Origin of the sequence: Rhodococcus sp. IEGM 1307 (assembly GCF_030056915.1) — a bacterium.
In the GTDB taxonomy this organism is placed as follows: Bacteria; Actinomycetota; Actinomycetes; order Mycobacteriales; family Mycobacteriaceae; genus Rhodococcus_F; species Rhodococcus_F opacus_D.
Genome location: NZ_JASHKW010000001.1, coordinates 683,546 through 696,888 on the forward strand (window position 1 = coordinate 683,546; position 13,343 = coordinate 696,888).

11 protein-coding genes are annotated in these 13,343 nt (G+C 68.1%); 5 read left to right on the top strand and 6 right to left on the bottom strand.

Annotation, left to right across the window (positions count from 1 at the left end):
• Positions 1-2 precede the first annotated feature (2 nt).
• The 4 genes from QM841_RS02960 to QM841_RS02975 are packed head-to-tail and all read right to left on the bottom strand — an operon-like array spanning position 3 to position 4,817.
• Positions 3-809 (bottom strand): alpha/beta fold hydrolase, encoded by an 807-nt coding sequence (locus QM841_RS02960; RefSeq protein WP_283330850.1) that lies wholly within the window; start codon positions 807-809, stop codon positions 3-5.
• A gap of 28 nt (positions 810-837) precedes the next feature.
• The gene (locus QM841_RS02965; protein WP_283330851.1) at positions 838-2,265 is read right to left on the bottom strand and encodes an amidase; all 1,428 of its coding nucleotides are present in this window, start codon (positions 2,263-2,265) and stop codon (positions 838-840) included.
• Between the two features lie 55 nt (positions 2,266-2,320).
• Positions 2,321-3,577, bottom strand: a complete 1,257-nt coding sequence (locus tag QM841_RS02970) for an amidohydrolase (protein ID WP_283330852.1) — start codon at positions 3,575-3,577, stop codon at positions 2,321-2,323.
• Positions 3,555-4,817, bottom strand: coding sequence for an MFS transporter (locus tag QM841_RS02975; RefSeq protein ID WP_283330853.1), 1,263 nt, complete (start codon positions 4,815-4,817; stop codon positions 3,555-3,557). Before QM841_RS02975 ends, QM841_RS02970 begins: the two co-directional genes overlap by 23 nt.
• Positions 4,818-4,872: 55 nt before the next feature.
• Between QM841_RS02975 and QM841_RS02980 the strand changes: the two genes are divergently transcribed.
• Both QM841_RS02980 and QM841_RS02985 read left to right on the top strand, forming a co-directional pair.
• A complete protein-coding gene (locus tag QM841_RS02980; protein WP_280784563.1) occupies positions 4,873-5,946 on the top strand; it encodes an Lrp/AsnC family transcriptional regulator in 1,074 nt (357 codons plus the stop codon).
• A gap of 60 nt (positions 5,947-6,006) precedes the next feature.
• Positions 6,007-6,486, top strand: coding sequence for a nucleoside deaminase (locus QM841_RS02985; protein ID WP_280784562.1), 480 nt, complete (start codon positions 6,007-6,009; stop codon positions 6,484-6,486).
• Positions 6,487-6,527: 41 nt separating this feature from the next.
• Here QM841_RS02985 and QM841_RS02990 read toward each other — a convergent pair whose 3' ends face one another.
• Together QM841_RS02990 and abmR are read right to left on the bottom strand one after the other, a co-directional pair.
• On the bottom strand, positions 6,528-8,126 hold the full coding sequence (locus QM841_RS02990) for an ABC-F family ATP-binding cassette domain-containing protein (RefSeq protein WP_283330854.1): 1,599 nt from the start codon (positions 8,124-8,126) through the stop codon (positions 6,528-6,530).
• A gap of 141 nt (positions 8,127-8,267) precedes the next feature.
• A complete protein-coding gene (gene abmR / locus QM841_RS02995; protein ID WP_280784560.1) occupies positions 8,268-8,834 on the bottom strand; it encodes an ATP-binding transcription factor AbmR in 567 nt (188 codons plus the stop codon).
• A 95-nt stretch (positions 8,835-8,929) separates the two neighbouring features.
• Here abmR and QM841_RS03000 point away from each other — a divergent pair, with 95 nt between their 5' ends.
• The 3 genes from QM841_RS03000 to QM841_RS03010 all read left to right on the top strand — a co-directional run bounded on the left by QM841_RS03000 (position 8,930) and on the right by QM841_RS03010 (position 13,342).
• Positions 8,930-10,738, top strand: coding sequence for a penicillin-binding transpeptidase domain-containing protein (locus QM841_RS03000; RefSeq protein WP_283330855.1), 1,809 nt, complete (start codon positions 8,930-8,932; stop codon positions 10,736-10,738).
• Positions 10,739-10,834: 96 nt separating this feature from the next.
• On the top strand, positions 10,835-12,514 hold the full coding sequence (locus tag QM841_RS03005) for an NTF2-like N-terminal transpeptidase domain-containing protein (RefSeq protein WP_283330966.1): 1,680 nt from the start codon (positions 10,835-10,837) through the stop codon (positions 12,512-12,514).
• Positions 12,515-12,604: 90 nt separating this feature from the next.
• A complete protein-coding gene (locus tag QM841_RS03010) occupies positions 12,605-13,342 on the top strand; it encodes a sulfite exporter TauE/SafE family protein (RefSeq protein WP_280784558.1) in 738 nt (245 codons plus the stop codon).
• Position 13,343 lies beyond the last annotated feature (1 nt).

Below are 13,343 nucleotides of genomic sequence, written 5' to 3' on the forward strand. Positions count from 1 at the left end.
GGTCACACCGAAGCGAGGAACGGCTCGACGGCCGCGAGCACCTCGGTGCTCGCGGCCACCGCCGTCGAGTGGTCGAAACCGGGCAGGATCGTCAGCGACGCACCGGGAATCAGTGCCGCCACCCGCTGGGTGTCGCCGATCCGCTCGGCGTCGTTCGAACCGACGAACAACAGGGTGGGGACGGCGATCCCACGCAGGATGTCGTCGTCCACCCCCGGCTCCACACCGGAACGCCGCATGTACGCGGCGAGCGCCTTCGCGTCGTTCGCCATGAACGCCGCCCGGGTTCCGGCGTCGATCGGCCACGCGCGCAGAGCATTCCACTGCCCCAGGAACGCATCCATGCCGTCCCGCTCGAGGACGTCGATGCAGCCCAGGAAAAACAGGCGGTCGAACGCGCCGGCCTGCGGTCGGCTACTGCCACCGCCGACGATCAGGCTCTCCAGCCGTTCGGGCGCCCCGACCGCCAAGGCCAGCGCGACCCGGCCGCCGAGCGAATACCCCAGCACGTGCGCGCTCGGAAGATCCAGGTGGTCGAGGACCGCCAGAACGTCGCCGCTGACCAGCTCCATGGCGTACGCGCTCTCGTCGTGCGGCTTGTCGCTGCGCCCGTGGCCCCGCAGATCGACCAGGATCAGCCGGTACCGGTCACGCAGCGCGGCGACGTAACCGAATCCACGCCAGATCGCGTGGGAGAGCGCCGTGCCGTGAAGGAGAACGAGCGGCTCACCGTCGCCGACGGTCTTGTACGCGATTCGGACACCGTCGACGGGATTGGTAGCGTGCTGCACCCGCCCAGTCTGCATCACTCAGAAGTCGCGGCCTCACCTGCGTACCTCACACGCCGGGACGATGCTCTCGCGTGTAATCCCACGGTCGCAGCTGTTCGACGGCCTTGCCGACACGGAAGACGGTGGCGTCGTCGTAGGTGTGCCCGACGATCTGCACCCCGGTGGGGACGCCGGATGACGCGTGACCGCTGGGGACGGCCAGGACCGGACACCGGTTGTTGATGTTGAACGGGAGGGTGAGCAACGCCTCCGCGGCGTGATCGAGCCGCTGACCGTCGACGACGATCCCGTCGAGCATGTCGTCCCCCGCGGGGTAGGCCGATACGCCGGACGTCGGGCACAGCAGGGCATCGAACCCGGACATCGCCTCGGCGAGCTGTCGGTGCATCCGGGTCTCGATTCGCAAACCGTCGACGAAGGTGGCCCCCGTGCGGGCGCTCGCGGTTTGGGTCGCGAACGCGCGGGTGTAGGGGGTGAGAAGATCCTCGTGCCCGGCCGCGACCTGTGCCACGATCGCACCCATGATCGTGCCGAAATGTGTTGTCACTGCCAGTCGGATCTCCTCGGCGGTCCACGGCAGCTCGATCTCCTCGACGATCGCCCCGGCGGTCTCGAGCGCACGTGCCACCGCGCGGGTGTTGGCCTCGATCTCCGGTTCCACCACGAAGCAGCCCAGCCGGATACTCAACGCCACGCGCATGCCCTCCACCGAGGGGTACTCGGTGGGCAGCGTGATCGCAGGACGTAGTGAGGTGTGGTCGCGGACGTCCGGCCCGATGAGCGTGTTCGCCAACAGGATCGTGTCGTCGACGGTGCGTGCCATGGGACCGTCGCCGCGATAGAAGTCCATGTTCATCGGGGGCACCCCGGGGATTCGCCCGTACGGGGCCTTGTATCCGACAGTCCCGGTGAACGCCGCCGGGCCCCGGGTCGAGCCGCCGATGTCCGACGCGGTCGCCAGCGGGGTGGTTCCGGCGGCCAGCGCCGCCGCGGAGCCGCCGGAGGATCCGCCCGGGCTGTAGGCGAGGTTCCAGGGGTTGCGGGTCACGCCCCACATCGGGGTGTGGGTGAACCCGGCGACGCTGAATTCGGGGGTGGTGGTGCGGGCGTGGATGATGCCGCCTGCGGCGTGGATTCGCTCGATCACCGGAGCGCTCTCGGCCGCGACAACGTCCTTGTTCACCAGCGAGCCCTCGGTGAGGGATCGCCCGGCGATAGCGTGCTTTTCCTTGGCGGCCACCGGAATGCCCTCCAGCGGACGCGGCGCCGGGCCGCGTCCGAGATAGCGCTGCTCGGCTTCCTCGGCCTGTACGAGTGCCTCGTCGAAGAGTTGCTCGCAGAACGCGTTCACGTGGGGTTCGACCTGCTCGGCACGGTCGATGAGGGCGTGCATCAGCTCTACCGGGGACAGTTCGCGTGAGTCGAACAGTGCTCGCGCTGCGGTGGCGCTGAGGTACGGGAGATCGGTGGTCATATGTTCCTCGTCTTTCGTGAACCCGATGGGTTGTCGAAGCTGTTGTAGCGCAGTGCTAACGGGACGCAGCGTGCGGTGAGCGCTCCGTGGCGAGCGCGTGCGTCGCCGCCGCGTGCATTGCTGCGGTCGCGGCGGGCAGCACGGATGCCGGGTCGGGCGCGAATCGTGGTGAGTGGTTCGGTGGGATTCCGGCCGGTGGTTGCCCCGCTGCCAGGGCCGCGAGATCTGCTTCACTGAAGCGCTCGTGTTCCATCCCGCCGATGTGCCAGAACACCGAAGGACACCGCGCCGCGGTCCCGAGTTCGCTGAAGTCCTCGCTGCCGGTCAGTGGATGGGGCAGACGATGTACGGGCATTCCGGCCTCGGCGATTGTCCGCAGCACGGACCCGGTCACGTCCGGAGTGTTGACGGTCAACGGAAAGCTGTTGAACTCCTCGATATCCGGAGACTTCGGCGCATCGGCAGCGGCCGCCTCCGCTTCGGCCAGTCGCCTGATCGCCGTCAGCATCCGCTCACGCGACGCCGGTGTGAACGTCCTGAGGCTGAGGAGCAACTCGGCATCGTCGGCGATGATGTTCGCGGCGGTGCCCGCATGCAATGCACCGGTGGTGAGCACCGGCGCCGGCCGGGCGGAGGCCTCACGGGCGGCGAGAGTCTGGAATCGCAGTGTCAGTGAGGCCGCCATCAGCAACGGATCGACCGCGCTGTGTGGCGTCGACGCGTGGCCACCGCGCCCGAACAGTGTCACTCGGATGCTGTCGGACGCGGCCATCACGGTACCCTCCCGGGAGACGACGACGCCCGCGGGCAACGGCGCTACGTGCTGGCCCAGGCAGATCGCGGGCGTCGGAAACCGTTCGAACAGGCAGTCGTCCAGCATGGCGCGCGCACCCTGCCCCGTTTCCTCCGCGGGCTGGAACACCGCCAGAACCGTGCCGTCGATCGTCGGCGCGCCGGCGAGTCGCGCGCACACCGCGAGGAGCGCAGCGACGTGCACGTCGTGTCCGCACGCATGCATGACCCCGGGCACCCTCGACGCGTAGTCCAAGCCTGTGTCTTCCTGCACAGGCAAGGCGTCCATATCCGCGCGCAGAAGCACCACCGGCCCGGGGCCGCCCCGCAGAACACCGACGACGCCGGTGCCACCGACGCGCTCGGTCACCTCCCAGCCGCCGAGGGCGCGCAACTCGTGCGCCACGAGACCCGCGGTGCGGTACTCGCACGCTGAAAGCTCGGGATGCGCGTGGAGATCGTTGTAGACGTCTCGCCAATGGGACTGCTGTGCGGCATCATTCGACAGTGGAGTGCTCATGGGTTTCCTCTCGGTCGGGGGTGCGGTCGAGCCGGACGGCGGCGAGCATGTGGTCGGTGGTCTGGGGTGCGGCGAGAACGGCGGCGATCGCGATGAGCGGGCCGACGGCCAGCGCACCGAAAGCAGTGGTCCAGGACGCGGCGTCGACGATCGCTCCGAAAGCCAAGGGCGCCGCGATGCCGGCGATCATGCCGCCGAACAGGATCATCGAGGACGCGGCCCCGGAAACCGAAGCCGGGAGGCTGCGCAGCGGCACCGCGAACGCGGGCATGTAGCACAGTGCACTGATGCCGCTGAGGACGGTTCCGACGACGACGAACATGGTCACCGATTCCGTGTGGGGCAGGACGATCACGAGTGCGGCACTGACGATCATCGCGGGGACGATGATGCGGCTGGGTCTTCCCTCCCACCGGTCCGACAAACGGCCGCCGACGATCACGGCGATGGCGGCCACGAGGGTCGGGGCGATCGAGAGCAGACCCGCGGTGCCGATCGACACGCCCCGCTCCTCGTGGAGATACGAGACGGTCCAGGAGCCGATGCCCCACACGATCACGTCGTATCCGAAGAACACCAGCGCGAAACACCACATCGCGGGCGCTCGGAGCACGATCCCCACGCCACTCGAACTGCTGCTTCGGTGTGCCGTGGCGGGGTCGAGTGCGGACACGTCCGAGGGCAGTGCCTCGGGCATCCAACGCTTGATCGCAACCACGACCACAACCCCGAGGACGGCGATGACGGCGAACATCGGCCGCCATCCCCACAGTGGCAACAGAATCGACGCGATGATCGCGGCGGCGAACGAGCCGAAGGCGTTCGAACTCAGCATCCACCCGTTGGCTGTCATCCGCTGCTCGGGCACGCTGCGTTCCGACAACAGCTTGATCGCGGCTGCGGGGAACGCGCCCTGCGCGAAGCCGAACAGCAGCCGGATCGCCAACAGTGCGGTGAACGACCAGGCGATCGCCGTGAGCCCGGTGAACAGGGACCACGCGATGAGACCGGCGAGGGCGATACGCACAGCACCGAACCGATCGGCGAGCAGCCCGCCCGGGATCTGCGACAGCGCGTAGGCGACGAAGAACGCCGACACGATCAGGCCGCGCTGCCCGTAGTCGAGTGCGAATTCCGTACCGATCGCGGGCAGGGCGAGATTGATGACGAGTCGGTCGATGTAGTCGACCGCCCACGCCGCGAAGAGCAGTAGCACGGTGATGCGAGTGGAACGCAGCACGATAAATCTCCTCACAAGACGAACTCGATGGGTGGGATGACTCACAATGGACCGCGTGGCACTCGAAACCCCTGACGCGCAGCATTCCGGCGCAGAACACCCCTTCGTGCCGGATTCCGGCGGCGCCTCGTTCAGCGAGTTCGACCTGACCCTGCTCAACGCGCTCCAGATCAGCCCACGCGGGTCCTGGGCCCAGATCGGCACTGCCCTCGGTGTGGACGCCACCACCGCCTCCCGGCGCTGGCGCCAGCTATCCGACGACGGACAGGCGTGGATCACCGCGTACCCGGTCGGGCAACACCACACGAACGCCTACGTGACGCTCGAGTGCACTCCCGAGGCCGTTCACCGCGTCGGCTCAGCACTGTGCGGGCTGAACTGCGCTTATCAGGTCGAACGCACCGACGGCAAGGCGCAATACTTCGCCGCCGTCGCCACCGCCGGCCCCCAGGCCCTCGACGATCTGGTCCACGACCATCTGAGCCGGATACCCGGAGTGGTCTCGATTCGGGCCGAGCTGTGTCTGCACGTCTACCACGAAGGCGGCGGATGGCAGCCGCGGACGTTGGACAGTGCCCAGCGCGCCCAGCTCACCACGCCACCGAGTGATCCGTTCCCGGTTCCGCTGAAGGCGTCCGACCGTCCGTTGCTGGACGCATTGAGCGCCGACGGGCGCTGCAGCTACGCCGAATTGGCCGACCGGTGCGGAGTCAGCGAGACGACCGTCAGGCGCAGGCTCGGCAAGCTCACGCGATCAGGCCAATTGGCCTTCCGATGTGACATGACCCAGCAGGCAGCAGGCTGGCCGCTCAATGCAATATTCGAGGTCGACGCGGGTGCCGATCTCGACCGTGTGGGCCGTGCCGTGTCCACGTGGCCCGAAATCCGGCTGTGCGCCTCGACCAGCGGGCGATACAACCTGCTCGTGTACCTGTGGCTGCGCTCGGCGCAGGACTGCCGCCGCATCGAGGAACGGCTCGTTGCCCTGTCCGACAACGTTCGCGTCGACAGCCGCCGGGTGACGCTTCGACCGCTCAAACGGATGGGGCGGTTGCTCGGCCCGCACGGCGCCGCAGTCGGCCACGTTCCCTTGGATGTGTGGCGCGACAGTTCGCCGAGATCGGCGTAGACGAACAACCCACACGATTTCGCTGTTGTGGTGGCCGCGTCCCGCAGGGAAGGTAGAGGCATGTCGATTCCTCTGAACTCCGCGCGGGCGGCGCTCGACCCCGAGGAACTGCTGGCCGTGGCGATCGCCGAAGCCGAACTCGGCAAACGTGAGGGCGGAATACCGATCGGGGCTGCATTATTCGCCGGCGACGGAACCCTGCTGGGCAGCGGTCGCAACCGACGAGTCCAGCACGGCGACCCGTCCGTCCACGGTGAGACGGACGCCTTCCGCGCGGCCGGGCGCCAACGTGACTACCGCTCGACGATCATGGTGACGACCCTGTCACCGTGCTGGTACTGCAGCGGTCTGGTCCGGCAGTTCAACATCGGCGCGATCGTGGTGGGGGAGAGCGTGACGTTCACCGGCGGTCACGAATGGCTCCGCGAGAACGGCGTGGACGTGACCGTCCTGCGCGATCAGCACTGCATCGACCTGATGGCCGAATTCATCGAGACCCAGCCCGAACTCTGGAACGAGGACATCGGCGTGGCCGAATGACCGGCGCCTCCGGCACCCGTGCGCCTTTCCGGTAGCGGGGGCTACCCGAAAGGCGCACGGGTCCGAAGGGCCTCGTCGGTCAGTTCCAGCCACCGGGTGACGCCGATGTCGTGGAGGAACTGCCGGTCGTGGCTGACCACGATCAACGCGCCGCGGTAGCTGCGGAGCGCCTGCGTGAGGTGAATGAGACTCGGCAGGTCGAGGTTGTTCGTCGGCTCGTCCATCAGCAGCAGCCGCGGGGCGGGTTCGGCCAGCAGGATGGTCGCGAGCGCGGCCCGCAACCGTTCCCCACCCGACAATGCCGCCGCGAGCACATCGGAATCGTTGCCGCGGAACAGGAACCGGGCCAGTTGGGCACGGATCTGTTCCTGCGACGCGTGAGGCGCCGCCGCGGCCACGTTCTCGGCGACCGTGAGCGATTCGTCAAACACGTCGAGTCGCTGCGGCAGCGCCTTGAACGGAACTCGCGGTCCCGCGGCCACGACGGCGTCGAGCAGGGTCGTCTTGCCGACGCCGTTGCGTCCGACGAGGGCGATCCGCTCGGGGCCCACGACGTCCAGCGACACCTGCTGTCCGCTGAGCAGGCTCACGTCCCGGACGGAGACCACCTCCTGGCCCGAATGCACTTCCGTGGCCGGGAGGTCGATGCGCACCTCGCGGTCGTCCCGCAGGGCACTTTCCGCTTCCGTCAACGACTCCCGCGCTTCGTCGACCTTCGCGATGTGGTTGTTCCGCAGCTTCCCCGCGGATTCCTGCGCCTGACGCTTCCGCAGCCCCATCACGATCTTCGGTTCGCGCTTGTTCTCGAACATCTTCTGCCCGTACCGCTTACGACGGTCGATCTTGATGCGGGCCTCGACGAGTTCCCGCTTCTGCTTCTGCACATCGCTGCGGGCATCGCGCACCGCGGCCCGCGCAGCCTCCTGCTCCGCCTCGACGATCTCCTGGTAGGCACTGAAGTTCCCGCCGAACATGCGGATCTCACCACCACGCAGCTCCGCGACGGAATTCATGAGATCGAGCAGGTCGCGGTCGTGGCTGACCACCAGCAGGGTGCCCGGAAACTGTTGCACCACCTCGTAGAGCTTGCTGCGGGACGCGCTGTCGAGGTTGTTGGTGGGCTCGTCGAGGAGCAGCACCTCCGGTTCCTTCAACAGTTGCGCGGTGAGGCCGAGCAACACGGTCTCACCGCCGGACAGGGTGCCGACGGTGCGATCGAGGTCGGACGTGCTGCCGAGCACGCGTTCGAGACCGAGCCGGTGCAGGGTCGAGACCGCCCGCTCCTCGATGTCCCAGCGGCCGGTCGCGGCATCGAAATCGTCTGGTGTGCCGTCGCCGGACTCGATGCGGTGCAACGCCGCCCGGAGGTCGGCGATGCCCAGGATCCGGTCGACCTTCAGTGTGGGATCGAGCGTGATGTCCTGCGGCAGGTACGCCACCTCGCCCTGCGCCGTCACCGACCCGCGGTCGGGGTGCAGGCGCCCGGCGATCAGCCGGAGCAGGGTGGATTTACCGGAACCGTTGAGACCGACCACCCCGGTGCGTCCGGGGCCGAAGACGGCATCGAGGCCGTCGAAGACCGGCTCGCCGTCGGGCCAGGTGAACGTGAGGTCGGACAGGGACAGATATGACTGGGCCATGGGGTACTCCCGAGGTGTGTGCGGATGAAGACTCGCGTGACTACCTCGTCAGGAGCAATGGACCGTTCCCCTCTGTCTGACACGCCCGGTGCGCATCGGTGACGTCCACGATAGGACGCCGCCGATGCCCGCGCAATCGAATTAGATCTGAGGGCCGTCGGCCCGGAGTTCGTCCACCTTCGCCATGGCGTCGCGGAGTTCGGCGAGCCACTGTTCGCTGTGCTGGCCGGCCAGGCGCACCGTCCACATCAGGGCGTCCGACCGCGACCGCGCCACACCGGCGTCGACGAGCGTGTCGAGAACCTTGCGTTCGGGTTGGCGCAGCCGGGTCATCACCGGAACGGCGAGGTGGGTGAACAACGTCTTGTGGCCGTCGAGGCTGACGCCCCACGCGACCTTGCGTCCGTAACGCCTCTCGGCCTCGTCGGCGATGCGCATCCGATCGCCCCGGGTCGTTTCGCGGAACCGGGAGATGCGTCCGTCGATCGCGGCCTCCGAACCGGAGTCGGCGGACTCGACGGGCGGCAATTCGCCGACCACCACGATCTCCTCGCGGTCGACCTCGACGGTCGCGGGGCCGGTGAACCAGTCGTCGGGAAGACGGCCGGTGAACCATTCGGCCGCGTCGCTCGCATCGGGGACATCCGCCTGCTGCCATCCACCGGGCCGGCCGAAGCGGCGCGGGCCCGGACCTTGTGTGTTCCTCATGGCGTCCTCCTGGGGACCCTGGTGCCGCGATCACTGTGATGCAGCACTGATTACATGATTACACCGATTATTCGAAGCGCGCCACCACGTCAGGCATGATCGAGTCCGTGCGCACCTCAACCGTTCGTCACAGCCCCATCCCTCCCACCCCCACCCGGAAGGCAGCGGCCGGAATCGCCGTCCTCGCGTCCGTGCTCTCCGCCTGCGGACTCTTCGGGCCGGACCAGCCCGACACCGTCTCGCAGCAGTTCGCCGACGCCCTCAACAGCGACGACGTGCAGGCCGCCGCCGAACTCACCACCGATCCGGTCGCCGCAACCGCCGCGATCACGGCGATGTACGACGGGCTCGGAAACAAGGACGGGACGTTCACCCGCACCGACGTGCAGGAGGCGGGTGACAACGGCGGCACGTTCACGATGGACGTGTCGTGGCCGTTCGCGCCGGGGCAGGAGTGGAAGTACAGCACCACCGGCAACGCCACCAAGGAAGGCGACGACTGGAAGATCGTCTGGGACCCGGCCGTCCTCGCACCCGGCCTCACCGACGACACCACCGTCCGGTACACCACCACGACCGGGGCGCCGCCGAAGGTCCTCGCGGCGGGCGGGGCACCGATCCTCGAGCAACAGGTCGTGACGCTCGTCAACCTCGAACCGGGTGCGGACACCGCGGCGGTGGCCGCGTTGCTGTCGCCCATCGCCCCGACGATCACCGCCGCCTCGCTCCAGCAGGATCTGGCCGGCGCCCAGGGCAAGCCGGTGACGGCCATCTCGCTGCGCGCCGAGGACCTCGCGCCGATCGAACCGCAGTTGCGGCAACTCGCCGGCGTGACACTCGCCCCGCAGACCAGACTGCTCAGCACGGACAAGGCGCTGGCCTCACCCACCCTGGCGGGCCTCGGCGACCTGTGGCAGGAGGGACAGGACGCCTCCGCCGGCTGGGCGGTGCAGCTGGTCGGCCGGGACGGCGCGGCCAAGAGCATCGCCGGCGAGCAGGGCCCCGACGCCCCCGACATCGCGACGACCCTCGACCTCCCGATGCAGATGGCTGCCGAGCGGGCGCTCGCCGACGTCCCGCAGCAGGCCGCGATCGTCGCCCTGCGACCGTCCACGGGCGAGGTGCTGGCGGTAGCGCAGAACGCCCCGGCCGACGCACTCGGGCCGATCGCGCTGACCGGCCTCTACCCACCGGGATCCACGTTCAAGACGGTGACGACGTCCGCGGCCCTGCAGGCCGGCGCCGCCACACCGGACACCGTTCTGCCCTGCCCCGGCACCGAGAACATCGAGGGCAGGCAGATCCCCAACGACGACGAATTCGACCTCGGCGCGGTCCCGCTGCACACCGCCTTCGCGCGGTCGTGCAACACCACCATGGGACGGCTGGCGGTCGGCTTGCCGCCCGACGCCCTGCAGCAGGCCGCGCTGCAGTTCGGGCTCGGCGTCGACTACGTGACGCCCGGGCTGACGACCGTGACCGGCAACGTGCCCGTCGCCGACAGTCCGGCGGCCCGCGTCGAGTCCGGGATCGGGCAGGGGCAGGTGACCGCGACGCCGTTCGGGATGGCCATGGTGGCCGCCTCCATCGCGAACGGTTCGACGCCGTCGCCTATGATCGTGCAAGGCCAACCGGGAACCGCCGACAAGGCGGCGCCCACCGTGCCTGCGAACGTCACCTCCGACCTCCGGACGATGATGCGCGAAACTGTGACGGGCGGTACCGCTACTGCGCTGCAGGACATTCCGGGACTGCTCGGCAAAACGGGGACGGCCGAGTCGGGAAATGGTCCAGCGCACGGCTGGTTCGTCGGAATCAAGGACGACCTAGCATTTGCCGTATTTATAGCAACAGGTGACAGTTCGGCCCCTGCTGTGCAGGCTGCGGGGCGTTTTCTTCGATAAACCCGTTCGCGCTTGGCTGTTCGGGGATAAGTTGTGGCTCAACCGTAACTCCTTCGTAGGCAAATGGTGCTTGTTACGCATGTGACTGAAAGCAAGATGGTGGACATGGGGAATGGACGATCGCTTGGCCGCCGCAACAGATACGTGATCGCCCTGACGTCGGCTGTCGTTCTGGCGGTGATTCTGGCGTCGTGTGTGCTGTCGAAAGAGGAGGCGACCGCTCAGTCGGTCGTCGACGACTTCGTCAACGCACTGAACGAGGGCGACGCCGCCGCTGCTGCAGCGCAGACCTCTTATCCCAACGCCGCGGAGACGGCGATTCAGCAGATGTTCGACGGTCTCAAACCCGAGGACGCCAAGTTCGACCTGACCCAGTTCATGGATCTCGGCTCGGACTCCGGCTTCTTCACCGTCGGTGCCGCTTGGCATTTCGGTGAGGGCAAGGATTGGACCTACCAGGTTCAGGGTGGCGTGCGGAACCTGTCCGTCGGCTGGCGCATCTCCTGGGATCCGTCGATCCTCGCGCCCGACCTGGGCAACGGACGGATCGTCCGCTACGACCGGACGGACGCCGCTCCGCCGCGGGTCTTCGACGCGTTCGGTGCGTTGCTCATGAACGAGCAGACCATCAACTCGGTCACCCTCGATCCCGCCACGATGCCCGATCCCGTCGCGACCACCCGGCGGCTCGCGGAGGTCCTCGAGCCGGTGGCGCCCCTCGTGACGTCCGACACGATGATGGCGGAGATGGCCGAGAAGCCTGGCCAGCAGGTCACCGCCGTGCTGCTGCGCGACCAGGACTGGGAGTACCTCGAGCAGGATCTCGCTATCCCCGGTGTCGTCACCATCAAGACGCCGAAGCTCATCACGGCGGATCGGCGCATCACGACGCCGCTGCTGGATCCGCTGCGCAAGGTGTGGCAGGCAAACCGGGATGCCACGGCCGGCTGGGCCGTCCATCTCGTGGACCCCGACGGCACGCTCATCCCGCAGGCAGGCTTCCAGGGCCCGCCTGGACCGGACATCGTCGCAACCATGGACTCCCGCCTGCAGCTGGCAGCCGAGGAAGCCGTGGTCAGTGTCGGCACCCCCGCGACGATCGTCGCGATCCAGCCGTCCTCCGGCGCCGTGCTGGCCGCCGCGCAGAACAATCAGGCGATGGAGCAGGGGCCGATCGCGTTCCAGGGCCTGTATCCCGCCGGGTCGAACCTCGACCTGGTGAAGAAGGCCGCCGGACTGCAGAAGGGCGTCGACCCGTCGTCGCTGTCGATCGAGGACATCGAGAAGGCGGGCAATCAGCTCGGGCTCGGCATGAACTACAAGATCCCGGGCCTCGACCATCAGACCGCCGTCTTCACCGCCGACCAGTCGGGCATGAACCAGGTCATGAACCGTAAGGACAGCGACCTGCCCGCCGTGACGCCGTTCGGGATGGCCATGCTGGCCGCGTCGATCGCGCGGGGCAGTGCGCCGGCCCCGATGATCGTCCAGGGACAGCCGGGCACCACGGATGTGGCCGCTCAGCCGCTTCCGGCGAACGTCAACGACCAGCTCCGCGGCATGATGCGCGACAACGTGGTGCGGGGCGGAGCGTCGTTCCTCAACGGCTACCCGGACCTCATGGGCATGAACGGGGCGAGCGGCGACGACCGCTGGTTCTACGGCTCACGCGGCGACCTGGCCTTCGCGGTCTTCGTCGCCGACGCCGATGGTGGCGACCGGGCGGTGAAGATGACCGACATGCTGTTCCGTGAGATGGCGAAGCCGGCGAACTGAGGACACGGTGATGGCGAAGCCGGCGAACTGAGGACACGGCGGGGCCGTCCGCGCTGAGGGAGTAAGTGAGCAAGGGTAAGTTTCTACCTTGTGTCCCTGCTTGATATCGGTCTTCTCGTCGTAGCGGGGTTTTTCGCGGGACTGGTCGGCTTCGTCACCGGCCTGGCGTCCATCGTGTCGTATCCCGCACTCCTCGCGGTCGGTCTGCCGCCGGTGACCGCGAACGTCACCAACACGGTCGCGATGGTGGCGGTCGGCGTCGGCGCCCTGTCCAACTCGACGCGGGAGGTCGCCGACACCGGTCCCAAGCTGTGGCGCTGGGCGCTGTACTCGGCTGCGGGCGGCCTGGTCGGCGCGGGAATCCTGCTGGTGGCCCCGGCGGGGTCGTTCGAGGCGATCGTTCCGTTCATGGTGGCGTTCGCCGCGCTGGCGCTGCTGTTGCAGCCCCGACTCCGCGCGCTCGCAGGCGAGCGGGACATGCCACGCGCGTATTCGGTGTCGCTGTTCGTCGTCGCCATCTACGGCGGATACTTCGGTGCCGGCGCCGGCGTGATCTTCCTGGCGATCGCGCTGATCCTCACCTCGGAGAAGATCTGGCGCGCGACCATCTTGAAGAGCTTTTTCCTCGGCGTCGCGAACCTGGTGGCGGCGATCGGGTTCGCGGTCTTCGGTCCCGTCCACTGGGGCGCCGCCGCCGCGATGGCGATCGGCGCCCTGGCCGGTGGCTGGTGCGGGCCGCCTGTCGTCAGGCGGATACCACCGTCCGTCCTCCGCGTCGTCATCGCGATCGCGGGATTCGGGTTGGCCGCGTGGTTGTGGGTGCGCTGAG